28 protein-coding genes and 1 other RNA gene are annotated in these 22,703 nt (G+C 46.3%); 5 read left to right on the forward strand and 24 right to left on the reverse strand.

The features are described from left to right. Positions 1 to 43 precede the first annotated feature (43 nt). The 7 genes from flgK to QZ157_RS04290 form a co-directional block, all read right to left on the reverse strand. Complete coding sequence (gene flgK, locus QZ157_RS04260) at positions 44 to 1,897, reverse strand: flagellar hook-associated protein FlgK (protein WP_295142255.1); 1,854 nt, start codon at positions 1,895 to 1,897, stop codon at positions 44 to 46. 2 nt (positions 1,898 to 1,899) lie between these two features. Then, a complete protein-coding gene (gene flgN, locus QZ157_RS04265; protein WP_295142257.1) occupies positions 1,900 to 2,328 on the reverse strand; it encodes a flagellar export chaperone FlgN in 429 nt (142 codons plus the stop codon). A gap of 35 nt (positions 2,329 to 2,363) precedes the next feature. Next, positions 2,364 to 2,567: a flagellar biosynthesis anti-sigma factor FlgM gene (locus QZ157_RS04270; RefSeq protein ID WP_122873807.1), complete on the reverse strand. Its 204-nt coding sequence runs from the start codon at positions 2,565 to 2,567 to the stop codon at positions 2,364 to 2,366. A gap of 53 nt (positions 2,568 to 2,620) precedes the next feature. After that, positions 2,621 to 2,932 carry a rod-binding protein gene (locus tag QZ157_RS04275; protein WP_004321285.1) on the reverse strand — a complete coding sequence of 104 codons (312 nt, stop codon included), beginning with the start codon at positions 2,930 to 2,932 and terminating at the stop codon, positions 2,621 to 2,623. Continuing rightward, on the reverse strand, positions 2,932 to 3,993 hold the full coding sequence (locus QZ157_RS04280) for a flagellar basal body P-ring protein FlgI (protein WP_295142262.1): 1,062 nt from the start codon (positions 3,991 to 3,993) through the stop codon (positions 2,932 to 2,934). The genes QZ157_RS04275 and QZ157_RS04280 overlap by 1 nt, the downstream gene beginning before the upstream one ends. Positions 3,994 to 4,059: 66 nt before the next feature. Further along, positions 4,060 to 4,626, reverse strand: coding sequence for a 16S rRNA (guanine(966)-N(2))-methyltransferase RsmD (gene rsmD / locus QZ157_RS04285; protein ID WP_295142263.1), 567 nt, complete (start codon positions 4,624 to 4,626; stop codon positions 4,060 to 4,062). Next, entirely contained in the window at positions 4,623 to 5,009 is a 387-nt protein-coding gene (locus QZ157_RS04290) for a hypothetical protein (protein WP_295142266.1), read from the reverse strand. The genes rsmD and QZ157_RS04290 overlap by 4 nt, the downstream gene beginning before the upstream one ends. Before the next feature lie 143 nt (positions 5,010 to 5,152). Between QZ157_RS04290 and QZ157_RS04295 the strand changes: the two genes are divergently transcribed. From QZ157_RS04295 to QZ157_RS04315, 5 genes are all read left to right on the forward strand, one after another. Continuing rightward, the gene (locus tag QZ157_RS04295) at positions 5,153 to 5,524 is read left to right on the forward strand and encodes a FlaG family protein (RefSeq protein ID WP_295142268.1); all 372 of its coding nucleotides are present in this window, start codon (positions 5,153 to 5,155) and stop codon (positions 5,522 to 5,524) included. Between the two features lies 1 nt (position 5,525). After that, positions 5,526 to 7,262, forward strand: a complete 1,737-nt coding sequence (gene fliD / locus QZ157_RS04300; protein WP_295142271.1) for a flagellar filament capping protein FliD — start codon at positions 5,526 to 5,528, stop codon at positions 7,260 to 7,262. Between the two features lie 11 nt (positions 7,263 to 7,273). Next, positions 7,274 to 7,660 carry a flagellar export chaperone FliS gene (gene fliS / locus QZ157_RS04305; protein WP_295142274.1) on the forward strand — a complete coding sequence of 129 codons (387 nt, stop codon included), beginning with the start codon at positions 7,274 to 7,276 and terminating at the stop codon, positions 7,658 to 7,660. Continuing rightward, a complete protein-coding gene (locus tag QZ157_RS04310) occupies positions 7,647 to 7,865 on the forward strand; it encodes a hypothetical protein (protein WP_295142277.1) in 219 nt (72 codons plus the stop codon). Before fliS ends, QZ157_RS04310 begins: the two co-directional genes overlap by 14 nt. A 71-nt stretch (positions 7,866 to 7,936) precedes the next feature. Continuing rightward, complete coding sequence (locus QZ157_RS04315) at positions 7,937 to 8,353, forward strand: hypothetical protein (RefSeq protein ID WP_295142280.1); 417 nt, start codon at positions 7,937 to 7,939, stop codon at positions 8,351 to 8,353. A 213-nt stretch (positions 8,354 to 8,566) separates the two neighbouring features. Here QZ157_RS04315 and rnpB read toward each other — a convergent pair. From rnpB to QZ157_RS04400, 17 genes are all read right to left on the reverse strand, one after another. Next, positions 8,567 to 8,892, reverse strand: an RNA gene (gene rnpB, locus QZ157_RS04320) — RNase P RNA component class A. 149 nt (positions 8,893 to 9,041) lie between these two features. After that, positions 9,042 to 9,251: an alkylphosphonate utilization protein gene (locus tag QZ157_RS04325; RefSeq protein WP_185898507.1), complete on the reverse strand. Its 210-nt coding sequence runs from the start codon at positions 9,249 to 9,251 to the stop codon at positions 9,042 to 9,044. Positions 9,252 to 9,550: 299 nt separating this feature from the next. Then, positions 9,551 to 9,868 carry a hypothetical protein gene (locus QZ157_RS04330; RefSeq protein WP_295142284.1) on the reverse strand — a complete coding sequence of 106 codons (318 nt, stop codon included), beginning with the start codon at positions 9,866 to 9,868 and terminating at the stop codon, positions 9,551 to 9,553. A 73-nt stretch (positions 9,869 to 9,941) separates the two neighbouring features. Continuing rightward, complete coding sequence (locus QZ157_RS04335) at positions 9,942 to 10,559, reverse strand: Type 1 glutamine amidotransferase-like domain-containing protein (RefSeq protein WP_295142286.1); 618 nt, start codon at positions 10,557 to 10,559, stop codon at positions 9,942 to 9,944. Positions 10,560 to 10,820: 261 nt separating this feature from the next. After that, positions 10,821 to 11,945 carry a tRNA pseudouridine(13) synthase TruD gene (truD, locus tag QZ157_RS04340; protein ID WP_295142288.1) on the reverse strand — a complete coding sequence of 375 codons (1,125 nt, stop codon included), beginning with the start codon at positions 11,943 to 11,945 and terminating at the stop codon, positions 10,821 to 10,823. Continuing rightward, entirely contained in the window at positions 11,923 to 12,756 is an 834-nt protein-coding gene (locus tag QZ157_RS04345) for a thiamine-phosphate kinase (RefSeq protein WP_295142291.1), read from the reverse strand. The genes truD and QZ157_RS04345 overlap by 23 nt, the downstream gene beginning before the upstream one ends. 100 nt (positions 12,757 to 12,856) lie before the next feature. Beyond that, a complete protein-coding gene (locus QZ157_RS04350) occupies positions 12,857 to 14,665 on the reverse strand; it encodes a menaquinone biosynthesis decarboxylase (RefSeq protein WP_295142294.1) in 1,809 nt (602 codons plus the stop codon). 281 nt (positions 14,666 to 14,946) lie between these two features. Further along, a complete protein-coding gene (locus tag QZ157_RS04355) occupies positions 14,947 to 15,669 on the reverse strand; it encodes a hypothetical protein (RefSeq protein WP_295142296.1) in 723 nt (240 codons plus the stop codon). Continuing rightward, entirely contained in the window at positions 15,666 to 16,601 is a 936-nt protein-coding gene (hemC, locus tag QZ157_RS04360; RefSeq protein WP_295142299.1) for a hydroxymethylbilane synthase, read from the reverse strand. The genes QZ157_RS04355 and hemC overlap by 4 nt, the downstream gene beginning before the upstream one ends. Next, positions 16,589 to 17,026: an FxsA family protein gene (locus QZ157_RS04365; protein WP_295142302.1), complete on the reverse strand. Its 438-nt coding sequence runs from the start codon at positions 17,024 to 17,026 to the stop codon at positions 16,589 to 16,591. The genes hemC and QZ157_RS04365 overlap by 13 nt, the downstream gene beginning before the upstream one ends. Further along, positions 17,023 to 18,735 (reverse strand): proline--tRNA ligase, encoded by a 1,713-nt coding sequence (locus QZ157_RS04370; protein WP_295142433.1) that lies wholly within the window; start codon positions 18,733 to 18,735, stop codon positions 17,023 to 17,025. Before QZ157_RS04370 ends, QZ157_RS04365 begins: the two co-directional genes overlap by 4 nt. Next, positions 18,732 to 20,024 carry a glutamyl-tRNA reductase gene (gene hemA / locus QZ157_RS04375; RefSeq protein ID WP_295142305.1) on the reverse strand — a complete coding sequence of 431 codons (1,293 nt, stop codon included), beginning with the start codon at positions 20,022 to 20,024 and terminating at the stop codon, positions 18,732 to 18,734. Before hemA ends, QZ157_RS04370 begins: the two co-directional genes overlap by 4 nt. After that, positions 20,024 to 20,917, reverse strand: coding sequence for a polyprenyl synthetase family protein (locus tag QZ157_RS04380; RefSeq protein ID WP_295142307.1), 894 nt, complete (start codon positions 20,915 to 20,917; stop codon positions 20,024 to 20,026). The genes hemA and QZ157_RS04380 overlap by 1 nt, the downstream gene beginning before the upstream one ends. 23 nt (positions 20,918 to 20,940) lie before the next feature. After that, complete coding sequence (locus tag QZ157_RS04385) at positions 20,941 to 21,396, reverse strand: hypothetical protein (RefSeq protein WP_295142310.1); 456 nt, start codon at positions 21,394 to 21,396, stop codon at positions 20,941 to 20,943. Continuing rightward, complete coding sequence (locus QZ157_RS04390; protein WP_295142312.1) at positions 21,389 to 21,646, reverse strand: DUF2018 family protein; 258 nt, start codon at positions 21,644 to 21,646, stop codon at positions 21,389 to 21,391. The genes QZ157_RS04385 and QZ157_RS04390 overlap by 8 nt, the downstream gene beginning before the upstream one ends. 66 nt (positions 21,647 to 21,712) lie before the next feature. Beyond that, positions 21,713 to 22,336 (reverse strand): HAD family hydrolase, encoded by a 624-nt coding sequence (locus QZ157_RS04395; RefSeq protein ID WP_295142314.1) that lies wholly within the window; start codon positions 22,334 to 22,336, stop codon positions 21,713 to 21,715. Then, on the reverse strand, positions 22,333 to 22,665 hold the full coding sequence (locus QZ157_RS04400; protein ID WP_295142317.1) for a hypothetical protein: 333 nt from the start codon (positions 22,663 to 22,665) through the stop codon (positions 22,333 to 22,335). Before QZ157_RS04400 ends, QZ157_RS04395 begins: the two co-directional genes overlap by 4 nt. Positions 22,666 to 22,703: the final 38 nt, after the last annotated feature.

The following is a 22,703-nucleotide window of genomic DNA, read 5'->3' on the forward strand; positions in this document are numbered from 1 at the left end:
TTGGCCGAGATTTTAAACCAGAAAGGCTAAAAGAAATTTAAATTTACTGTTTTAGCGTCAGCAAGGTATCGAGCATCTTTTCTACGGTCGTGATGATTTTGGCCGCCGCGCCGTAGCTGCTTTGAAAACGTATGAGATTTGTTAGCTCCTCGTTTAAATTTACGCCGCTAACCGACTGGTACTCAGACATAGCAACTTTATGGATAGCTGTATTTGCGTCGTTTAGATCGTTATTTGCTTGAGTCTGGCTGGCTAGATCGGTTGTGATATAGCGGTAGTAGCCCTCGACGCTCTCCTCCTTGTCCGCATGCTTATCGGAGTAAAATATTATTTTTTTATACTGCATTTGCACCATATCGTTTGCGACTTCGTTGTTGCCCGGAGTCGGATTTGAGTAGGCTTTTAGCTTGTGCGGATTTTCGGTTAGCTCGCTTTTTACGCTCATATTTTTTGCATTTCCGCCCTCAAAGACCCTATTTATCCCGATTATACCCGGGAAATTCGTACCACGGTCTACAAAAGCAACGCTGTATTCTCCGGCATTTCTTTTAGCTGTTACGCCAAACGTACCTTTGCCCGTCGCCGCGTCATATTGATAGTTTGCCTGAAAATAATCGTCCACGTCGTTTAGCGAGTTATTATCGCCGTTGTCGTCGGTGTCGGAGTTAAAGTCCCGCACGATAGAGTTGCCGCGCGTGTTGTCGTTCATAGACGTGGTTGCGTTTACGTTTATCGTCTTGCGTGCGACTTCTTGGCCTTGGTTATTATAAACTACGACGTCAAAGCTACCGTGCTTGATGTCGTTATTAAAATTCATCAGCGTCCTAGAGTTGCTTAAACCGTCTAGTTCGTCCGTTACGGCGTTTTCTACGGCTGATTTGGCGTAGATATTGTTCGTCTCGTTGATGATGCCTTTAGCAAACGTATTTAGGTTGTCGATGTATTTTTGTATGGTTCCGTCTTGAAACTCTCCGCTATCGTCCACCCTGCGTCCGCGTAGATCCAGCGCGGCGCCTAGTTTACCGCCTGAAATTCGTCCGTTTAGATCGACCTTTTTACCGTCGTTCCTCTCAAAAAATACGCCTTTAAAATCGCTCTTATCGCTTATCCTATCGACTGTTAGCGGATGATACGTCGTGCCGTCTACGATGTTAAATCCGGATATATTTATCTGATGCTTCGTACCCATATCGGTTACGGTCGGATCGACATTACTGCTTTGTAGTTGCCCTTTAAATACGCTAATACCTACGAGCTTTGACATCGCAAGCTCGAGCTGATCGCGTTTATCTCGTAGGTCGTTTGCTCTAGTAGTGCCGACTGATTCGACCCGGACGATCTCTTTATTTATCTGCGCGATTTGCTTGGCGTATTTGTTGATTTCGTTTACGGAAACCTCTACCTGCGAGTCCACGTCTTTTTGTATCTTGGTTAGCATATCGCGGGCTTTATTTATACTATTTGATAGCGTCGAGGCCGAATTTAGCAAATTTACCTTCTGCGAGCCTTCCGTCGGGTTTGATGCAAGGTTGTTCCACGCGTTAAAATAATTTTGCAAATCTCTGCCTATACCTACGCTTTGCAGATCGGGGAAGCGCTGAGAAATCTCTTCTAAAATTTGCTTTTTATATTCGCTTGATTCTAAATTTATATTTGAAGTACGAAGCCTAGCGAATGTAAACTCGTCATGCACGCGCACGACCGTATCGACCTTAGTGCCAGTACCGATGTCGCCCGGCATATCGTGAAAAGGCTCTCTAGCAGACTGTACGACGCGCTGCCTCGTGTAGTGCTCGCTATCGGCGTTTGTTATGTTGTGTCCTGTCGTAGTGATTTGCGTCTGCGCGGCATCTAGGCCGCTCATCCCGATATGTAAAGACGAAAAAATATTAGCCATTTTTAAACCCTCGTTTTAAATAAACTTTCAGGCATCAAGCCTTCTTTATCGTAGTTGCCGGGCTCGCTTTTAAACATATTTTTTAGCAAGCTATCGAAAAATTCTTTCACTCCGACGACGTATTTTGCGTATTCTTTGTTTTTTGAGTAGAGCTCTTCAAGCTTTGAGCGCATAAGTGCGAGAGATGATTTTACCTCATCATCTAGGATAGAGCTTAAATTTGCCCCGCCGTTTTCCTTTGAGACTCTTAAAAGCTCTTTATCTAGCAGCGATTTTATAGATTCGAATTTTTTAACCAGCTCGTTTTTGCGTCTAACGCTATCATCGACCTTAGTGTGATCGGCTAGTTTTATCTTTTCTATATCTTCCGTAGTTTGAGCGATGAGCTCGTCTAGCACCCCCATCGCCTCATCCAAATATCTTTTAAGCATTTTTGTCCTTTCTTTTTACGCAAGGACAAAAAATCTTATAAAAGCGTATCGGCAACGGCTTTTGCAGTCTTGGACATATCTAGTTTATATGTTCCGTTTGCGATCTGCTCGGCTATCTTTGCAACCTTGCTTTCTTCTTTGCCTTGTGTTTTTTCCATGTTTTCGCTCTTTTTTACGTCGTTTGAGCGAGTGATTTGCTGTGGGCTCATGCCCAGTTTAGCTCCCAAAGTTCCTATCATTTTAAAGCCTTTTTAGATTTGTTAGAAACTAAATCGGCAAATTTTGAAATTTCTTAAGCCCTTTCTTTCAAATAATTGAATAAAAGTTCGCTAAAGCCCAAATTTCCGCTCAGAGCCTTACTCATCGTATCGTTATACATCGAGTGATATATCTCGTCTCCGGCATCTTTGCCAAATAACGGATTTTCATCCTTTAGCGCGATATCTAGCACGCTTTTAACCAAAAACGCCTCAAAAGCGTCGGTTTGCTCTTTTAAAAGCGCGTCTTGCTCGCTTTGAGGCTTATCCGTGCGTCTATTTTCGATAGAGCTCGTGGCAAATTTATTATACGAGCTTAAAGCCGCCGAAGTATCTACGTTTAACATTATATTATCTCCAAATTTACGTGTATAGCGCCTACGCGTTTTAGATTTTCCATTATCGCGATGATGTCGCTAGGCGTCGCGCCCATCTTGCTTAGCGCCCTTGCGACGCTAGCTACGGTTGTTTTTTCGCCGCTGATTTTTAGCATATTAGTTAGCGGATCAACCGCTGCGCCGTCTTGCAGATCGATTGTTTGCTGATTTGCAGCCATATCGCCATACGAGCTAGGTTCTATCTTTATCGTGATATCTCTGTGCGTGATGACGACTGGATCAACCGTGATATTTATACCGCTTACTATCGTACCGGTTCGCTCGTCGATTACGATTTTATCTAGTGCTTTATAATCAACGTCTAAATTTAACACCTTAGCGATAAACTCAACCGCGTTTGAGCCTTCCGGTTTTGATACTTTGATGGTTCTAGAGTCGATAGCCGTCGCAGTTTCGCCGCCTAGATTTAAATTTACGGCTCTTTGGATATTTGAAGCGGTGTCGAAATTCGACTCCTTTAAGCTTAAAAATATCGCTTCTTGATTATAGATATCGTATGCTATCTCGCGCTCCACGATCGCGCCGCTTGGGATCGTACCCGCAGTTACGTGGTTACCATCCTTGCTTGCTCCGCCGCGAGATGCCGTCTTGCCGCCTATGGTTAGCGAGCCCTGCGCTAGAGCGTAAATGTCGCCGTCCACTCCCTTAAGCGGAGTCATCAAAAGCGTTCCGCCCTGAAGGCTCTTTGCGTCGCCGATAGATGAGATTACGACGTCAAGCTTATCGCCCTGCCTAGCAAATGGCGGCAGCTTTGCGATAACCATTACCGCGGCGGTGTTTTTTGATTTGATGTCGTCTGGCTTTATTTTTACATTCACGCTTTGAAGCATATTTGAAAGAGACTGGATCGTAAACTCCGAGCTACTGCCGTCGCCAGAGCCGTTTAGGCCTACGACCAGGCCGTATCCTATCAGCTGATTTTCCCTCACGCCCACGACATTTGCGATGTCTTTTATCTGCGCCGCAAAAGCCGATATAGCAAGGGTTAGCAAGCATGCCGCTAGTTTCATTTTTGTCCTTAAATTTGTATTTTCAAGGACTAAAAGCAATTAGCATTCCAAATTTGACGCAAGAATTTAAGAGTAGTAGCTAAGCGAAGTATTTCCGAATTTTTTAGATTTTAAAAGCGTAAACGCACCGATGCTTTCCGGTAAATTTAGGTGGCTAGCATGCTCAAAAGCGATCAGGTAAATTTTATCTTTAGGCAAATTTAGCACCAAATTTACGCACTTTTCATAAATATCCGCAAAGCCGTCTCTGATATCAAAAGGCGGATCAAGATACAAGATAACGGGCAAATTTTGCCTCGTGACGATGGCGGGAGTAGTATCAAAAGTATCGCCGTTTATGATTTCTAGCTCGTCACCGATAAGTTTAGCGTTTTGTATCGCGATTTTGTAGGCGTTTTTATCAATTTCTACCGCGTAGGCCTTTACCGCGCCGTTACTTAGCGCTTCTGCAGCCATCAGCGCGCTACCGCCGAAAGCCTCGATAAAAACCTTACCAGCTAGCTCGTAACGAAACGAGTCGAAAAACGAGCCTTTGACGATGCTTTTGGTGCTTCGCGTAGTTTGAAGCGATGGCAAAAGCAGCTTTTTACCCTTAAATTTACCGCTTGAAATCGTAGCGTAGAGATTTTTCAACGAGTTTTCCTTAGAATCGCGAGCAGCTCTTCTTTAAATTTATCTATCAAATTTGAAACTTCAAGCTCCAAATTTGAACCGTTTTGCGATGCGGCTTCTTCTTTTATAACAAATGCGGGCGAGGTCGTGCAAGAAGGCGCGACGGGTTCTGAAAACTGAATCGCCGAATAAAACTCCTCAAGCGCGGAGATAAGGACTTCTTTGCTAAAAGGGATTTTTAGATGAGGAGAGTGCTCGGCGATCACGAAAACGGGCTTTTTTGCTTCTATCTTTTTATCAGCCACGATAAAATCGCAATCTTTTTTAGGCGAGATAAAATCTCTTAAAAATAACCTTAGCGACTCCCCTAGCAAAATGCAGTCGCACTCAAGCGAAATTTTCACGAATTCTCCTTTCCGCCTTGATTTAGGCTGGATTTTAACAAATTTATGCGAAAATTTAAATTAAGAAAAAATTTGCCCGGCGGGGCTAAAAAAATTTGCAAATTTGACGATATAGAAGCTAGCAAACATTTAAAGGAGAAAATATGGAAATTTTCAAAGCGGCAAGCCAGCCGATGGCAAACGTAGCTACAAGCTCGCATGCGCAAAGCTCTACTCAAACTAGAGAGGTCGAGCAAACTCACATCCAGCATGACGCAACGCGTAATTTAACCGAGCAAAATAACGAAACGCTAAGCAAAGAAGTAAAAGAAGCCACCGAAAAACTAAATAAACAAATGGAAGATCTAGGCACCAGCATACGCTTTGGCTATAACGATAAAATAGGCGCGATGTATGTAAACGTAATGGAGATGAAAACAGGCGAAGTTATTCGCAAAATCCCGACCGAGCAGGCGATGAAGCTAAGCGAGTATTTTAAAGAAGCCGTCGGCGTATTATTTGACAAGGAGAGCTAAAATGGCGCTAGGTAAAGTTTCTTCACTCGGCTTTGGAAGCCAAGTTCTAACTCAAGACGTTATAGATAAGCTAAAAGCCGCCGACGAAGCGGGTCAGATAAAACCGGTGACCTCTAAAATCACGGCAAATGCGACGAAGCAAAAGGATCTAACAGCTCTAAAAACACTCATCAGTACCTTTCGCTCCTCGGTTTCAACTCTAGCAGACGATAGCTCGTATCAAAAAAGAACTACCACCGCAGACGGCAAAAGCGCGGAGGTGACCGCAAGCGCGGGCGTGGCGGTACAAGATATAGAAATAGACGTAAGGCAGCTAGCCAAAAAAGACGTTTATCAAAGCACCAAATTTGCCACCTCAAGCTCATTTATCGGCAAAAACGGAACATTTGGCATAAAAGTCGGGGGCACGACGCATAAAATAGAAGTAAGAAGCTCCACTACGCTTGAAGAGCTAGCCGATAAGATAAACGAGGTCACAAACGGCGCCGTTTCGGCAAAAGCGATGAAAGTAGGCGGAGAAGATCCGTATCAGCTTATACTGCAATCAAAAGAAACGGGTGCTGAAAACAAGATCGAAATCACCGACGTAGATAGCGACGGATCGGCTCTAAGCGGCGCATCGGACGTCTTGCAAAAGCTCGGCTGGGACAGCGCAAATATCGCTAGTAATAAAATCTCAACCGCGCAAGATGCAGAGTTCGTCTACAACGGTATCACGATAAAACGAAGCGGCAACGAGGTAAAAGATTTAAATTTAGGAATGACGATAAAGCTAAAAGATACGGGCAAGACGACTTTTAGCATCAAAGAGGACGCAAGCGCTATAAAAGAGAGTATGCAAAGCCTAGTTACGGCATACAATAATCTTACCAACAACCTAAAAGTCGCCACCGACTACGATAGCGATACGAAAAAATCGGGTACTTTTCAAGGCGTGAGCGAGATAACGGGCATAAAATCGATGCTAAATAAAATTTTATTTGCCAATCAAACCTACACCGATAAAAACGGCGTAACCAAAACCGCAAATTTAGCCGACTACGGGCTAAGCTTGAATAAAGAGGGCTTGCTGGAGCTTGATAGCTCAAAACTGGGTAGAAAGCTAGACGAGGATTTGCAAAGCGTGCAAAAGATATTCGCAGGAGGCACGACCTACGGCACGGCTCAGGCCTTTAGCTCTAAAGCCGTAGACGCCGGCTCGCTAACTATCGCAAACGAAGATCTAGTCATAAACGGCAAAAAGATAAATTTACCGGCTACTGCGGCTACGAATACCTCAAAGCAAAATGCACTAGCTCTACTAAAAGCCATAAACGACGCAGGTATCGCTGGCGTGCAAGCTACCATAGCCTCAAGCGAGGACAAAATAACGCTAAAAACCACAAACGGTACGGCAATAAGCATAAAAGGCTCGCCCGCCACGCTAAACGCGGTAGGCCTAAGCGAATCTACGATAACGCCTAAAAGCACGACCGTAAACGGCATCTTTTCCTCGGCGAAAAAGACTGTAGACGGGCTAATCAACTCAAAAAACGGCTCTTTAACCAAATACGGACAAAGCCTGATCGAGGAGAAAAAAACGCTCGATGCCGAAAAAGAAAGGACGCAAAAGTCGCTAGACGCGAAGTACGCCACGATGGAAGAGCGATTTTTAGCATACGATAAGATCATCAGCAAGCTAAATAGCCAATTTTCGTCGCTAAAATCGATGATCGAAGCCGAATATAATAAAAAATAAAAGGTAAATTTATGCAATACAACACTGCACACGCTGCGTATTCGCAAAATGCCGTAGGCGGCATCGAGTCGCCTACTAAGCTCATCGAGATGCTTTACGAGGGCGTTTTGAGATTTGTCTTTAGAGCCAAAAAAGCGATGCAAGAAAACGACGTGGAGAAAAAAGTATATTTTATAAACCGCACAAACGCGATTTTCGTCGAGCTTCTAAACTCGCTAGACTACAACCAAGGCAACATCGCGCACTATCTGAGCGGCCTTTATACCAGGCAGATCCAGCTACTAGCCATGGCAAATATAAACAACGACGAGCAGAGCCTAAACGAGGTCGTAAGCGTCACAAAGCAGCTACTAGAAGCTTGGAAAGAAACGACCGGACAAGCCGATGTGGCTGGATGAGCTAAAAATCGCCGTCGCTAACGATGATGCGGAGGCTATCGCGGCGCTAGCAAACGAAGCGCCTAGCAAATTTGACAGCCTAGAGGAAGCCCTGCAAGCCAAAGAGCTCCTGGGCGCAGCGATAAATTTGATCCAAGAAAATAAAGCAAAGCTAGGCAAAGAGCTAGAAAAACTAAAAAACGTAAAAAAATACATGGCGTCGTAAATAATTTCTTAAATTTACGGCGCTTTTATCTCAAATTTTCTTCTAAAATTTACCCAACAAAGGCAAAAAATATGACGAAAAACGCTATAAAGGACGCTTTAAAAAATAGACTCGGTGCGGATATAGCGGGCGACTTTAGAGTGCTAAAGGAGCATGAATTAGCCAAATTTAACAATGAAACGAAATTTGTTTTTGAGGGCGAGAGCGAGATAGTGCGCGAGTTTTATATCTTTGCAGATACGGGAACGGGCGATCTTTGGCTTGTCTGTTTAGATGACGGCAAGGTTGCTTTTTACGATCATGACGCGGGTTATCTTTGCGCGTCAAATTTGGTTAAATTTAACCTGGATATAGCAGGCTGGCTTGAAGTTGCCGAACTGTTTGGAAAATTTGAGACCATAGACGAACCGAGCGACGAACAAAAATCTAAATTTAAGCTAGCTGTTAGCGCTGCGTGTCCGCAAATTTTAGAAATTTGGGATATTTAGGCTCCAAAAACGCGCCTTGCGCAGTTTCAAATTTAAACCCTATCCGTAGCCGTCAAATTTAAACCCAATTCCGCCTCGCCAAATTTGATCAAATTTTACTTTGCCGCACGGTCGCCGCAAACCTCAGCTTAAATTTGCAAAACGCGCCGTTAAGATAGCGGTTTGTCGCAGTAAAAACACATAAATTTAAAAACTTGATGAAATAAAAGTAGTAAAAAAGGCATGGCGATAAGCCGAGTTCTGTCGTGAGTGATTATTTATCTACTCCAAATTTTACAATTTGGCTCTAGCGAAGGGTTTGACATAAGACTCAAAACCATCCCTTCTTGCTGCGAGTTGGGTTTATATAGCCGCCGCGCTTGCACGCCGCGCTGGTGGGCTCTTACCCCACCGTTTCACCTTTACCGCCGAAGCGGCAGTTTGCTTTCTGTTACACTGTCCCTTGGGTCGCCCCAGCCATCCGTTAGATGGAACTCCGTCTTATTGCAGCTCGGACTTTCCTCTTTTGCATACGCAAAAGCAATCACTTGCCATACCTTGGGCGCGATTATAGCTTTTTCGGGTTTAAGGATAGCTTGGATGTGATTTTGCGACCTTTGAAACAAATAAAAAACCACGCAAATATCGTTAGGCATATAAATTTAACGAGCGACTTATCGCGTCAAATTTGCGTTTTTTATAGACGAGATTAAGCCTTCTTTAAAAACTCCGTCTTTAGCACTATAACGCCCATTTTATCGATCTTGCCTTCGATTTCTTTGTCGTCGTCCGTGAGCTTGATGTTTTTTACCATGGTTCCGCGCTTTAGCGTCGCGCCAGCGCCTTTTACTTTTAGATCTTTTATCAGGGTTACGTTATCTCCCGCGTTTAGTTCGGTTCCGTTTGCGTCTTTTGGCATATTTTCTCCTTTAAATTTAGCGCCCATTTTACTAAAAAATCATCAAAAAATAAAGCCCGACGCGCTAAATTTAAACACGGATAGTAAATTTTGCCGTCATAAAATAAGCCAGTCTCGTTGCGAGTAGCTCAAAAGCCAGCCGTGAGCTAAAAAAGCTAAATTTAACTCCGCGCGTCAGGCTAAGCCGCGATCTTTATCTGCCCTCTTTCTTTTTATTTTTTACGCAGTTTTTAAATTTATTAAGCTAAAGCCTCGCGCGCCTTTTACGCCGTCTCAGCCAAGCGCGAATTCCCGTCCGCTTACCTACTCTCCCGCATCGTATAGACGCCGCCTTCGTTCGTTACGTCAAATTTTTGCTTTGCTATCTCGTCAAAACTCTTGCCATTTATCTTTACCTTGCCGGACGTAGCGCTTTTATCGCCTATATTCATCTTAAATTTACCTCCTGCTAAAAGCAGCTTTACGCGGATGCCGTTTTTGGGCGAATATTTACCGTCTTTTTTATCAAAAAGCGCGCTAAAAGGCAGGCCGTGCGCCGTCTCGCCGGGGCCTAGCAACCTAAAATCGCCCGCAAACGCGCAAACGGCCGCAAGCGTAAAAATCAAAATTTTCTTCATCGCTCAACCTCGTTTAAATTTTATGCGATACAAAACTCCGCGCCGCACTTTGCGACCCGCGCCGTAAAAGGCTTTAAGCCTCGATAAATTCGTCGTTATTTATCGCGCGCAAGTCGCAAACATCGCCGAATTTCGCCATAATCTCGCGCGTAGCCTCCGTAAAAGGCTCGCAGCCAAAGTGCGGCACGACGCAAAAATCAACCAAATTTAACCCCGTAAAATCGCTCATTTTTGCGCTATTTTCATCCATCAGCGTAGCATATTTCGTATCCGGAGCCGCCGCGATCGCTCCCGCCGACTCGCCGACGTAAATTTTACCCGCTTTGACCGCGTTTTTTATAGCTTGGGCGGCGCGCGATTTTCGTAGCTCTTTAAGCAGATAAAACGTATTTCCGCCGCTAACGTAAATGACGTCGCACCGACTAATAGCGGCTAAAATTTCATCGCCATAAAAGGATTCGTCCTGCTCTGATACTAACGCCGCCGAATTCTGGGCGCGAGAGACGTCAAGGCGTATTAGCTTCGCGCCTAATTTTTCTAAAATCTCCGCCGCTTCGCCGACGTAGAAATTTACCTCTTCAAATTTCGCCGCGGTATCTATGAAAACGACGTTTTTGCCGCTAAATTTTATCCGTTCGTTAATCCTAGTCGCGACCTGCGCAAAGTAAGAGCAAAGAAAAATATTCGCCATTTTTAATCCTTTTAAAATATAAATTCGCAAATCCATTATATCCAAACGAGCCTAAAACTCTCGCATTTCGCGTCGCCCGCGTCTTACTCTATGGTTAAATTTAGCGGTTTTAGGATACGGGTATCGGTGTGTAAATTTTGGTAAATTAGCCTCAAATTTAAGCTTAAAACGACTCAGACCAGACAGAGGCAAGGGAACGGGCTAGTCGTCCACGACCAAAGCCGAGCCGCTAACGACTTATGGCGGAAAAGACAAGCCGCCCTACTCAAAGATATTTTTGTGTAACATTTCCTCCAGCACCACCGTCGCGTAGCTTCCTTTTTGTAGCGTGAAATTTATCGTAAAGTGCGCCTTCTCCTCGTTGTATTTGTAGCCGGCATCCTCCAAATAACACCACGCAAAGCGCCTAGATCCCGTCATTTTAGCTTTATATTCATTTGCCTGCGCGAAAATTTGATCCTCTACCGCTTTCGCCGCGCCCTGCGCCTCATACGCCTTTGCGCCCGCGATCAGCCCGCAGCTAGTGATATCTCTCGCGTCAAAGCGCGCCCCCTCTGCGTCCAAATCCTCACATAAAAAACACTTGCCGTGCGGGTAGTGCCCCAAAACTTCGCCCTCAATAAGCTTAAAAAATCTCTTTTGCGATTTTAAATTTTTCAAAATCGCGCCGTCAAGATAAGGGTAAATTTGAGCTAGCTCGCCTAGGCTAAAATCCTGCGCAAATCTCGAAATCTCCACGCGTTTGCTAAGCCAGCGGTTAAAAAGATCGCTCTGAAAGGCCGAGATCAAAAAGTCGTTTAGCTTTGGATTTTTGCTCTTTTTGCCGTTTACGGTGCCCGATTTTAGCAGTTCCAGCCCGCTTTGCGCATTGTCGCCGTATTTACCGAAACGCTGATAGCCAAAGTAGTTAGCATATCCCGCCTCGCCCACGTTTCGCACGGCTTGCTCGAGTTTGGCGGCCTCGCTAGGCATCACTTTTTTTAGGCGGATAAAAAAGCTATTGCCTTTTAGGTGCCCGATGCGCAGTTTATTGTCGTGCGCGGCAAGGCTTAAAATTTTCATCTTTTCGTGGCTAAAATTTGCTAGCATAGCCTCAAATTTACGCGGCATCGAGATAAACTGCGTCGTCATGCCCTGCTTGTCTTTTAGCCCCGCGTAGCCAAAATCTCGCATCTTTACGCCGCTTATTTCGCTTAGCGCATGCAAGGCTTCTTGCGTCGTCATGTCTTTTTTGCAAATTTCAACGATGAGGTGCTCGCCCTGCCCGCTAAATGCGTAAAGCGGGATCTCGCGCACCACAAAATCGTCCGAATTTTTACTAAAATATGCATTAATGGGCGCGTGAGTGAGCGCGTAGAGAGGCTTAAAAATGGTGGTTTCTTGCATTGCTTTTAAATTTTCCTTTCGTTATTTTGGCAAAAATCGTGATCTTGGTGCGGGTTTTGCGTGCTAGGCTTAAGATTTTAGCGCGGTTTTTCGGACTAAACGTAAATAAAATCTCGTATTCCTCGCCGCTATTTAGCTCGCGTTTGCTTAGCCGTTTGCTAAATTTTGCCCCGCACCGACTCTGCACGCAAAGCTTGGCTAGATCTACGCCAAGCCCGTCTGAAACGTCCATAGCGGCGTTTATCTTGCTTGCTGCGGCGTAGAAAAATTTATCTTTTAAAATAGGCCTTTTAAAGCGCGAATTTGACGCGACCCGTCCGCCATTTAAAAGCGTCCTAAGCCCTTTTAGACTGCCTCCAAGCTCGCCCGTAAAAGCGACCAGATCGCCCTTTTTTGCTCCGCTTCGCAAAACCGCCTTGCCGCAAAGCCGCGAGATAATCGTAACGCTAAGTAAAATTTTATCGCTACCGATCGTGTCGCCGCCGATGATAGTCACGCCGTACTCGTCGCAAACGTCCGCAAATCCCTTGCGTAGCGCCGAGATCTGCGCCGCGCTCGTGTTTTTTGGTAGCCCAAGTCCCAAAAGCGCAAATTTAGGCTCGGCATTCATCGCGACGGCGTCGGAGAGATTTACGAGCATCGCCTTGCGCGCGATCTCCTCCATGCTAAGCCAGCCTACCAGGAAGTGCGTCCCCTCGCAAAAAAGATCCTTACTATACACCCATTTGCCGCGCTCATGCGTCACCACAGCGCCGTCGTCGCCGATGAAGGAGTTGCTAAATTTATCGATTATTAGGCGTTCTTTATCCATTTTGCGATTTTATAAAATTCGGGCTAAAAAGGCGCTTGAAAAACGAATTTATTTAAGCGGCTCAGCAAATTTAGCCTCTCAAATTTGCCGATTTTAAAATCTATCCGAAAATCTCAAATTTGTTAAATAGCTCAGGCTCATCTTTTACTATGCCGCGCTTAACGAGATCAGCCACGACTTCGCGGTTGCAGTCGGTTTGCAGCGGCCAGCCACGCGTATAGCCCTCGGCCTCGCCTTTTGCGGTGGCGTCGATGCAGACCGCACCCTCACGCACGTAGATATCACGCAGAGCGTCGATATTATTCGTCACGCGCCAAAGCAGCATATATGGATTTTCCAGACGGTTTTCGGGCCCAACGAAAACGAGTAGTTTAAAGTACTCTTTAAATTTCAAAAGCTCATCAAAAACCTCTTTTACGAGGCGGTTTTTGTCAAATTTAACGACGCAAATCGGAGTTTTGGTATTTGTTTTAAACTGCGCTAGCTGCGTTAAATTTGGCTCTATTTCTTTAAATTTAGCAAGCAGCGCGGCGTCGTCCAAAAGTACCGGCGCAGGCGCCGAAAAATCCTGCGTCGCGTCGATTCCCAGCTTACCGCCAAAGCACGAGTTTGGACTCGCGTGATCGAGCTGATCGCACACGCCCTCGCTGATTAGCAGGCTTTTATCGCCGAAGCGGTTTAAAATATGCTCCGTAAGCGCGTCATAATCGCTCAAATTTGGAGCATCCTCGCCCACAAAAACCGCGTGCTTAACGAAACTCATCTGCCCCACGCCCCAAAACGCGTGCATTGCCTGCTTGGCGTGCGCGGGATAAAGGGCGTTTATCTTAGCTAAAATGAGGTTGTGAAAGACGCCGTTTTCAGGCATGTTGTAGTCTAGAAGCTCGGGTACCGTCGTGCGCAAAAGCGGCAAGAAAATGCGCTCGGTCGCCCAGCCCATATACTTATCCTCAAGCGGCGGCTTGCCGACTACGGTCGCGTGAAACAGGGGCTCACGCTTGCTCGTGATCGCCGTGACCTCCATCACCGGAAAAGGCTCGATCGGCGTATAAAAGCCGGTATGATCGCCAAAAGGCCCCTCAAGCTCAAATTTATCCGTATCCACAAAGCCCTCGATCACGTAGTCCGCGTCGTGCGGGACGTAAATTTCATTCGTTAGCGACTTTACGAGTTTGGCGGGCTCTTTGCGGATAAAACCGTAAAGCAACAGCTCAAACACGCCCTTTGGCAGCGGCGCCTGACCGCACCAGATATATAGCGGATCGCCTCCTATTGCCACGGATACGGGCATCTTGCGGCCAGCGCGCTTGTATTCGTTAAAGAAATTTGCGCCGTCTTTGTGGATCTGCCAGTGCATGCCGAGGCGATTTTTACCATAAATTTGCAATCGGTACATACCGACGTTTTGCAGTTCGCCGCCCGGGCTCTGCGTATAGACCTGCCCCATCGTGATAAAGGCACCACCGTCAAGCGGCCATGTTTTTAGCACTGGAAGCGAGAATAAATCGACATCCTCGCCAGTAAATTTGACCTGCTGACACTCGCCCTCGCCTTTTAATCTTTTTGTAAAAATTTTTCTCATCTCAAACAAATAAGCGGCAAAATTTAGCTTTTCACCAAAGCTCTTAGGTTTTTTAGGCTTTAAAAGCTTTTCTATCTCGCTCGCGATCTCGTCTGGCTCGCGTCCGAAAATAAGCTCTAAAGCGCGCTTTGAGCCGTAGATGTTTGTTAGTACGGGGGCAAATTTACGCCCCGTTTTTTTGCAGATGGGATTTGTAAAAAGCAGCGCCTGCGAGTTTTCGCGCTTGACCTCGATGTAGCTTGCGTGCGCGATCTCCAGATCGATATCCGCGGGCTCATCTATGACGCGCAGCAGGCCATTATCTTTTAGAAGCTTGATGTAGTCCATATTTTTCCTTAATAATTTATATCCGAACGAGCCGTTTTTGAAGCTAAAATTTTGGCCGCGTTTGAGTTAAATTTGTAAACATTTTGAGCCAAAAACACAACTTTAACTGCCGAAAAATTAGTAAAATCGTAAAAATTATCGGTTTTGGCGGATACGCTAATTTAACGCCGACTTAGCAAAAATTTGATCTCTTACAACCTCTAACCAAAAGCGCATGGCGCTAAATTTGCAGCGTTAAGGCAAGCAAAAAGTGAAAACCGGCTAGGGTTGCCTCCATCGGTCTAAGTCGTCTTAAAAAGGTACCATTTTGAGTTTGGAGAGAGCCGTTCTAGCATTATAAACTCGCTCGGACTCATCTGCGGCAGATCGGGTTTATTTTCCACGCGCATAAAACCCACTACGTTATCCGTTACGCCGCCAATAATAAGCTCAAAAACTCCGCCGTCGTACGCCGCATGAGATAGATGTAATCGCTTTACGGCTTCGTTTGCCGCCGCTTCGTCCTTTTGATATAGCGCAAACAGCTCTTCAAATTTCGCCTCGTTTTCGCGTCCGAATTTTAGCAATGCATTATCGTTTGCTAAAATCAGCCTTAAATTTTCTATATCCCCGCCCATTGCTCTAAGTTGCGCCTTTTCCGCCTCGCTCGCAGTCTCATAGCCCCTTATCATCGCCTCTATAATGCCGGTTTGAGCGAGAGATCTAAGCGCATAAATACCGTCTTCTTTAGCAAAAATGTATAAATCAAGGGATGTGCCGTTTTTAGAAGCGAGCCAAACGCGAAATATCCCGCTAAATTCGCCACTCCGGCCGAGTTTGGCGACTTTGATTTCGTCAAATTTGTCCGATGAGTAAAAATTATTTTTTAAGCGATCTCGCATCTCGCCTTTAAAATAGGCGTTTTTATCGAAATTTTTATCGGTAAAGAGCGAATAAATAAGTTCTAAATCTACCTGCGCAAAAAGCGCGGACGTCAAGAACGCTAAAATAAGCGCTTTTCTCATATATTCGCCATCTCCTCGGCGCGTTTTAGCAGCTCTTTTGCGCCCTTGCCGATAAATATCCGTCCAAGCTCGGCGCCTACGCTCTTCCACTGGCTTTTTTGCGCGACGATATTTTCGCGTATGCTCTCGCTGCCGTCGGGCAGTCCCACGACCGCGCGTATCTCGATCTTATCGCCGTTTAAATTTGCATTTACGCCGATAGGCACCTGGCAGCCGCCCTCTAGCATCGCGACGAAATCGCGCTCCACAGTCGTCTCTATCACGGCTTTTTCGTCTTTTAGGAACTCTATCAAATTTAAAATTTCAGCATCCTCTCTAGCCTCGATACCAAGCGCACCCTGCCCCATCGCAGGCACCATCTGATCTAGCTCAAACGGCACGATATGCGCGACTTCGGAGCGTAAATTTAAGCGGTTTACGCCCGCCATCGCTAGGATGATCGCGTCAAATTCGCCCTCTTTTAGCTTGCGCAAACGAGTTTGGACGTTGCCTCGTAGCGAGATGATCTCAAGATCGGGGCGCATCGCTAAAAGCTGCATTTTGCGGCGCAGACTCGTCGTGCCCACGCGCGCGCCCCCTGGCAGATCCTCAAATTTAGCGTATTTTTCGCTTAGCATCGCGTCTCTCACGTCCTCGCGCGAGCAGATAGCCGCTAGCACTAGCCCCTCCGGAAATACGACGGGCACGTCTTTTAGACTATGCACGGCGATGTGCGTTTCTCCGCTTAGCATGCTGTCTTCCAGCTCTTTCGTAAACAGCCCCTTGCCGCCGATTTTAGCCAGCGGAGTGTCTAGGATCACGTCGCCTTTGGTTTTCATGCCCGTTAGCTCGACCGCGATTTGCGGATAGCGGGCTAAAATTTTATCCCTGATATGCTCGCTTTGCCACATAGCTAGCACGCTTTTTCTCGTTGCGATTTTTAGTTTTTCCATATTTGCCTCTTTTCTTCTACAACTTCGACGTCGATGATCTCGCCATCATCGCGCGGTTTGCTCTGTCCGCTCTCAAATTTTTCGTAATAATATTCGCTCCCGCTCTTGCGTTCGCCGCCGTTTTTTAAATTTGCAAAAAAAGCGACAGCTACGATCGCCGCGCCCAAAACATCGGTGATAAGCCCCGGGATAAACATAAAAAATCCCCCGATCGCCATACCTACGCTACTAAAGACGTCTGAGGGCTTAAAAAACGCGATATTGCTCGTGAGCTGAAAAAATCCGACGCGAAACATAAAAAATAGCCCCAAAACAGCCGTAGCGATGACCTCTAGGACTAAATTTAAAAATCCGTACGCGTGGATAAAAAAATACGCCGCCACGATCTCCAAAACGACGTAGGGCGTAAAAAAATGCTTTATCATAGGCTCTTTAAGCGCACTAAAATTTCGCTCGCTTTGACCGTTTCTTTAACTAAGCCATCTCGCGTAACGAGCTCTACCATGCCTTCTGCTAGCCCCTTGCCCACGATCACGGCATAAGGAAATCCCATCAGCTCAAATTCGCTCATTTTTACGCCAAAGCGCTCGTTTCTATCGTCAAGCAGCACCGAAACGCCCGCCTTGCGTAGGTCCTCGTAAAGTCCCTGCGCAAATTTGACGCCCTCTTCGTCCTTTAAATTTGAGACGATGATTTCAAATTTAAACGGAGCTAGGGTTTCGTTCCAGATTATGCCTTTTTCGTCGTGGCTAGCCTCGACGGCGACGGCGACCAGGCGGCTAACGCCGATGCCGTAGCAGCCCATGATAAACGGTTTTGCCTTGCCGTTTTCGTCCAAAAACGTCGCACCCATCGGCTCTGAGTACTTGGTGCCTAGCTTAAATATATGTCCGACCTCGATACCTTTGCTAACGCTTAAATTTCCGCCGCAGCAAGGGCATTTATCGCCGGCTTTTACGGCGGTTAGGTCCTTGAAACGCTCCGCGTTAAAGCTGCTAACGCTAACGCCTACAAAGTGATAATCCCGCTCGTTCGCGCCGCAGATCATCTGTGATTCGCCGCGAAGCTCCTTATCGATGTAAAACTCTACGCCTTTTAGCCCAACCGGCCCGCAAAATCCGCCGACTAACCCGGCTGCCGCGATCTCGGCTTCAGTCGCGTCCGCTAGCTCGAGCGCCCCGCATGCGTTTTGGGCCTTGACCTCTTGTAGTTCGTCCTCGCCGCGCACGAAAAATACCACGATTTTCTCGCTTTTTTCGCATTTATCGCCGATAAAAATCGCCTTTTTTATCACCGCTTTTATGCAGTAAAACTCATCAACTCTAAAAAACTCTGCCACCTCTTTGATGGTTTTGGTATTTGGAGTTAAAAATTTAGCCGCGTCAGCCTCTGGCCGCTCAGCCTGCGTCGTTCGTTTTGCGCGGGTTGCGGCCTCTATGTTTGCGGCGTAGTCGCAGTTTTCGCAGACGATGATGTCGTCCTCGCCGCTATTTGCCAGCACCATAAACTCTTTACTTCCGCTGCCGCCTATCGCGCCGCTATCGGCTCTAACCGCGCGGAAATTTAACCCGAGGCGAGTAAAAATTTTGCTATAAGTTTTCTCCATCAGGTCAAATTCGCGGTCCAGATCCTCGGCGTTTGCGTGGAAGCTATATCCGTCCTTCATCAAAAACTCTCGCCCTCTAAGCAGCCCGAATCTCGGCCTCGCCTCGTCTCTAAATTTGGTATTTATCTGATACAAATTTAGCGGCAGCTGTTTATATGACGTTACCTTGCCTCGCACGAGCGCGACCACGCTCTCTTCGTTGGTCGGGCTTAGGACAAAGTCGTTTTCTTTGCGGTCCTTAAAGCGCAAAAGCTCCTTGCCGTAAAACTCATACCGCCCGCTCTCGCGCCAAAGATCCGCAGACGTGACGAAGCTCATCGAGATCTCCTGCGCGCCCGCTTCGTCAAGCTCCTCTTTGACGATATTTTTTATATTTTCAAGCACACGTTTGCCAAGCGGCAAAAAGTTGTAAAGTCCGCTGCCTACCTGCTCGGCGTAGCCCGCTCGGAGCAAAAATTTATGACTTGCCAGGCTTGCGTCTTTGGGCGCTTCTTTTGCCGTCGGCGCGTAAAATTTGCTAAATTTCATTCGTTCTCCCATTCAAATTCGTTATTTTCTTCTTGCGGCGTTTGCTCCGCGACGTTAAAGATCTCCCCGACGGCTCTTAGCTGCGCTTCGCTTCCGGCAGCACCCGCGAGGCTTTTTAGATTTATCGTCGGCGCGTGCAAAAACGCCTTAAAAACCTGATGTATGAGGCGATACGCCTCCTCTTTGTCGCTATGTTTTAGATAGCCCTTTTTTAGGGCTTTTGCGACTTCTCTTTCGGCGCACTCTTTAGCCTGCTCTCTTATGCCTTTGATTAGCGGCGTGACGGCTAGCTCGCGCAGCATTTGGAAAAACGCCGCCGTATTTCGCCCGACGATGCCGTACGCGATCTGCGCCTGTTCCTCGCGCAGGGCAAGATTTTTATTTACGATCTCTTGCAGGTCGTCCACGGCGTAAATTTTAATATTTTCGCCCTGCGTGATCGCGATATCGCGCGGCACGGCTATATCAAAAAAGTAACGCTTAAACTCCTTTGGCTCTACCATCGCGTCGATCAAAACCGGATGCGGCGCGGCGGTCGCGGAAAATATGATTTGATATTTATTTATGTACTGCGCTACGTTTGAAAGCGAGTCGTATTCGTTATTGTCCCCTAGCGTCAGGGCCAAATTTTTAGCGCGCTCTTTGTTTCGGCTGATGATTATCGTTCTCGCGCCGCTTGCGATTAGATGCTTTGCGGCTAGCTCCGCCATCTCGCCAGCGCCTACTATCACGGCGACCATGCCGTTTAGCGTGCCGAAAATTTCCTTAGCCTTCGCCACCGCGACGCTTGAGACCGAGATCGGGTTTTTGGAGATTTCGGTTTTGTTTCGTACCTCCGCCGCGCACTTAAAGGCAAACTCCATCGCCCTGCCGAGCTTCGCACCGCATTTACCGTTAGCGCGGGCAAATTTATACGCCTCTTTTAGCTGGCCCGCGATCTGCGTTTCGCCGATAACAAGACTATCTAGCGAGCTAGCTACGGCAAAGAGATGATGCACGGCGCCGTTATCCTCGTAGATGTCGGCTCTGCTTTGCAGCTCCTCAAAAGGGATGCCGCAGATGAGCGACATGCAGGCGATGATGTGCTTGCTAGCGCCTTCGACCGTCTTTACGCTAGCGATGATCTCGACGCGGTTGCAGGTGCTTAGCACCATGCACTCGTTGATGTTTTGGCTGGAGCTAATGAGGCGTAAAATTTCGTTTTTGCGCTCGATGTTAGAAAAAGAAAGCTTTTCGCGCACGGATATATCGGTGTTTTTATGCGTAAAGCTCACGCTTGCGTAATGCATCAAAATTCCCTGTCTATCATTGATTTTACGATACTTTCTAGGCCGTCTACGTTAAATTTTTCTACCGATTTTATCGCCTGCTCGCCTAAATTTTTAGCCGCTTCTATGCTTTTTTTTATCGCGCCCGTTTCGTTCATCTTCGCCCTCACCCAGCCTCGCTCGGCCTCGCTCAGGTCCTTTTTAAACAAGCTTTTTAGCTTCTCTTTGTCCGCTTCGTTTAAGCTTTCGTAAAGATAAATGTAAGGTAGCGTCGTTTTGCCCTCTTTAAAGTCGCTGAAATTGGGCTTTCCAAGCGTCGCGGCGTCTTGCGTGACGTCTAGGATGTCGTCTACGATCTGAAAAGCTAGGCCTAAGTTTTTACCGTAAATTTTAAAATTACGCGCATCAAGTCCTGCTAACATCGCTCCGACCGCAGCCGCAGCCTCGATCAAAACGGCGGTTTTATAGTAGATCATCGTTTCGTATGCAGACTTATCGTCGTTAAATTTAGCCGAGAGATCCACGTCCATCATCTCGCCCACGCTTAGCTTGCTAACCGCGCCCGATATCTCGCCCGCGATCTCGTGCGGGAATTTCGACAGCTCGTAAAAGCCTTTCGAGTAGAGGATATCGCCCAGCATAACGGCGTTTTTAGTGCCAAAGCTCGCGTTTATACTCGGGCTTCCGCGCCTGGTGTCCGCGTCATCTATCACGTCGTCGTGAAGCAAGCTAGCTAGGTGAATAAGCTCGGTAATCGCGCAAATTTTAAGACTCTTCTCGCTTTCGCCCGCTATTTTTAAAAGCAACTTAGAGCGCAGCTTTTTGCCCGAATTTATCCGCGCAAACATCGCATTTGCAGGCTCATAGCCAAGCTCCGCGATAAAATTTTTCATTATCAGATCGATTTTTTCCATTTAGGCTCACTTAAATTTTGCTTTTACTTGGCGTTTTGCGCGCTGTTTTGAGCGCCGCTCTGCTTTCTTGGCGGATCCAAAAACTCAACATCTACGCGCTGTTCGTCGTCGTTTATCAGCACGCGAAATTTCGCTACGCCTTGCTTAAAATCCTCAAAAACCAGATATAGCGCGACGCGGTCGCTAGGCGGAAACTTAAGATCTGGTATCAAAGTCTGCTTATAGGTTTCAAGGCCGCGCCTTAGCGACATAACAAGCTGGCGAGGATAGTTTCGGTAGCGCGAATGCACGATAATGTTCGTGTTATCAAAAAGCGTCCAGCGAAAGTCAAAGCTCTCTCGCTCGTTTGTGCCCTTTTTGGTTACGAAAACCCGCGCCCACTCGTCTTTTTTAAGCTCAAAAAGATGCTCTTCCTCGAAATTTACCGCGCCGAAAGCCAGCGATAAAAACAACGAAAATATAACGGCTATTTTACTCATTTTGACTTAAAATATCCCCACTAAGCCCGATATAAATGTCGTTTAGCCGCTCGTTTATAAGCGTCTGATTTTGAGAAATAAACGAATTTTGCGCCGTTTCGTCAAAGCCGCTTTTTTCGCAAAATTCACTCATCGCGATAAATTTTTCAAAGGTCTTTTCAAGCTCGTTTTCGACTAAGTTTTTGTTCGCGTTAAATAAAATATCAAAGAATTTTTCTCTCGGACTTTGAGAAAATATATCATAATCCATAAATTTTAAAACCTTTCGCAAATCTTAAAATACGTATTATTTCTCGTAAAATAATGCGCTAAATTTTTATAACTTCTCGATGTATAGGGCGGCTTCTGCCACAGTAAATACATTGTCGCAGCTTGGACTTTGGCTACCAAAACCCCAGCAAACGTTTAGATATCTCATATCCGCATTACGTGCGGCAAGCTCGTCTTTTTTACTATCTCCGACAAATATCGCTTTATCGAATTCGCCTGATTTTAGTATCAAATTTAACATCGCCGGATCTGGTTTTTGAGGTACGTTTTCGTCCGCTCCGACGATGAGATCGAAAAATTTAAATATCCCGCTTCTTTGTAAAATTTCATCCAAAGTATATCGCGGCGCATTGCTAGCTAGAGCGACGAAATGCCCAGCCTCTTTTAGCCCGGCTAATAGTCCATCGACACCCTCGTATGCCGCGGCGTATTCGTGGTAGTTTTTCTTAAATTTAGCTTCAAAGTTATCCCGCAGCTTCATATCGGGCTTATCTATACCGTAAAAGTCAAGCCCCAAATTTCGCCCCGGCTCGTTTATGGCCTTTACGATAAACTCCGCGGCCAGATCGCCATCAAGCCCCAGCTCTCGCCGCACCTCGTTTACCGTCTCGCAGATCGCTTTTGCGCTATCTATGAGCGTGCCGTCCATGTCAAATATCACGCATTTCACTCTTCGTCCTTATATTTTTTTCTATGTTTTTCTTTTTTATAGGTTTTTTGGTTTTTTAGCTTTTCTAGCGCGTTGGCGTAGGCCACCAGCTCGCCTCTATCGCCGCCTTTTACGACTAAATTTACGAAATTTTCAAGAGATTTCGAGTAGGCGTTGTCTAAAAAAACCGGCTCGATCTTGCGTAAAATTTCAGCGTTTTTGCCCACCCTAGCGCGAAATTCGTCCTCGTTAAAATCCTCTCTTTTTAGCGCGCTAATCGCCGCTTTTGCGAATTTTTCCAGACCGCGCAGGTATTTTACGCGCTTAAATTTGTCGTTTTGTTCAGCCATTTTTTCCTTTCAAAAGCCCAATTATACCAATTTAAACT

The sequence above is a fragment of the uncultured Campylobacter sp. genome, assembly GCF_905372745.1.
In the GTDB taxonomy this organism is placed as follows: Bacteria; Campylobacterota; Campylobacteria; order Campylobacterales; family Campylobacteraceae; genus Campylobacter_A.

Excerpts from the sequence above, each read along its gene's own strand:
- QZ157_RS04275 (WP_004321285.1), bottom strand. The coding sequence starts at position 2,932 with ATGTTAAACGTAGATACTTCGGCGGCTTTAAGCTCGTATAATAAATTT.
- QZ157_RS04345 (WP_295142291.1), bottom strand. The coding sequence starts at position 12,756 with ATGGATAAAGAACGCCTAATAATCGATAAATTTAGCAACTCCTTCATC.
- QZ157_RS04390 (WP_295142312.1), bottom strand. The coding sequence starts at position 21,646 with ATGGATTATGATATATTTTCTCAAAGTCCGAGAGAAAAATTCTTTGAT.
- hemA (WP_295142305.1), bottom strand. The coding sequence starts at position 20,024 with ATGCATTACGCAAGCGTGAGCTTTACGCATAAAAACACCGATATATCC.
- QZ157_RS04325 (WP_185898507.1), bottom strand. The coding sequence starts at position 9,251 with ATGCCAAAAGACGCAAACGGAACCGAACTAAACGCGGGAGATAACGTA.
- QZ157_RS04270 (WP_122873807.1), bottom strand. The coding sequence starts at position 2,567 with ATGATAGGAACTTTGGGAGCTAAACTGGGCATGAGCCCACAGCAAATC.
- fliD (WP_295142271.1), top strand. The coding sequence starts at position 5,526 with ATGGCGCTAGGTAAAGTTTCTTCACTCGGCTTTGGAAGCCAAGTTCTA.
- QZ157_RS04310 (WP_295142277.1), top strand. The coding sequence starts at position 7,647 with ATGTGGCTGGATGAGCTAAAAATCGCCGTCGCTAACGATGATGCGGAG.
- truD (WP_295142288.1), bottom strand. The coding sequence starts at position 11,945 with ATGCAAGAAACCACCATTTTTAAGCCTCTCTACGCGCTCACTCACGCG.
- flgK (WP_295142255.1), bottom strand. The coding sequence starts at position 1,897 with ATGGCTAATATTTTTTCGTCTTTACATATCGGGATGAGCGGCCTAGAT.
- QZ157_RS04380 (WP_295142307.1), bottom strand. The coding sequence starts at position 20,917 with ATGGAAAAAATCGATCTGATAATGAAAAATTTTATCGCGGAGCTTGGC.
- QZ157_RS04385 (WP_295142310.1), bottom strand. The coding sequence starts at position 21,396 with ATGAGTAAAATAGCCGTTATATTTTCGTTGTTTTTATCGCTGGCTTTC.
- QZ157_RS04355 (WP_295142296.1), bottom strand. The coding sequence starts at position 15,669 with ATGAGAAAAGCGCTTATTTTAGCGTTCTTGACGTCCGCGCTTTTTGCG.
- QZ157_RS04400 (WP_295142317.1), bottom strand. The coding sequence starts at position 22,665 with ATGGCTGAACAAAACGACAAATTTAAGCGCGTAAAATACCTGCGCGGT.
- QZ157_RS04350 (WP_295142294.1), bottom strand. The coding sequence starts at position 14,665 with ATGGACTACATCAAGCTTCTAAAAGATAATGGCCTGCTGCGCGTCATA.
- QZ157_RS04370 (WP_295142433.1), bottom strand. The coding sequence starts at position 18,735 with ATGAAATTTAGCAAATTTTACGCGCCGACGGCAAAAGAAGCGCCCAAA.
- fliS (WP_295142274.1), top strand. The coding sequence starts at position 7,274 with ATGCAATACAACACTGCACACGCTGCGTATTCGCAAAATGCCGTAGGC.
- flgN (WP_295142257.1), bottom strand. The coding sequence starts at position 2,328 with ATGCTTAAAAGATATTTGGATGAGGCGATGGGGGTGCTAGACGAGCTC.
- QZ157_RS04365 (WP_295142302.1), bottom strand. The coding sequence starts at position 17,026 with ATGATAAAGCATTTTTTTACGCCCTACGTCGTTTTGGAGATCGTGGCG.
- QZ157_RS04280 (WP_295142262.1), bottom strand. The coding sequence starts at position 3,993 with ATGAAACTAGCGGCATGCTTGCTAACCCTTGCTATATCGGCTTTTGCG.
- QZ157_RS04295 (WP_295142268.1), top strand. The coding sequence starts at position 5,153 with ATGGAAATTTTCAAAGCGGCAAGCCAGCCGATGGCAAACGTAGCTACA.
- QZ157_RS04315 (WP_295142280.1), top strand. The coding sequence starts at position 7,937 with ATGACGAAAAACGCTATAAAGGACGCTTTAAAAAATAGACTCGGTGCG.
- QZ157_RS04330 (WP_295142284.1), bottom strand. The coding sequence starts at position 9,868 with ATGAAGAAAATTTTGATTTTTACGCTTGCGGCCGTTTGCGCGTTTGCG.
- hemC (WP_295142299.1), bottom strand. The coding sequence starts at position 16,601 with ATGGAAAAACTAAAAATCGCAACGAGAAAAAGCGTGCTAGCTATGTGG.
- QZ157_RS04335 (WP_295142286.1), bottom strand. The coding sequence starts at position 10,559 with ATGGCGAATATTTTTCTTTGCTCTTACTTTGCGCAGGTCGCGACTAGG.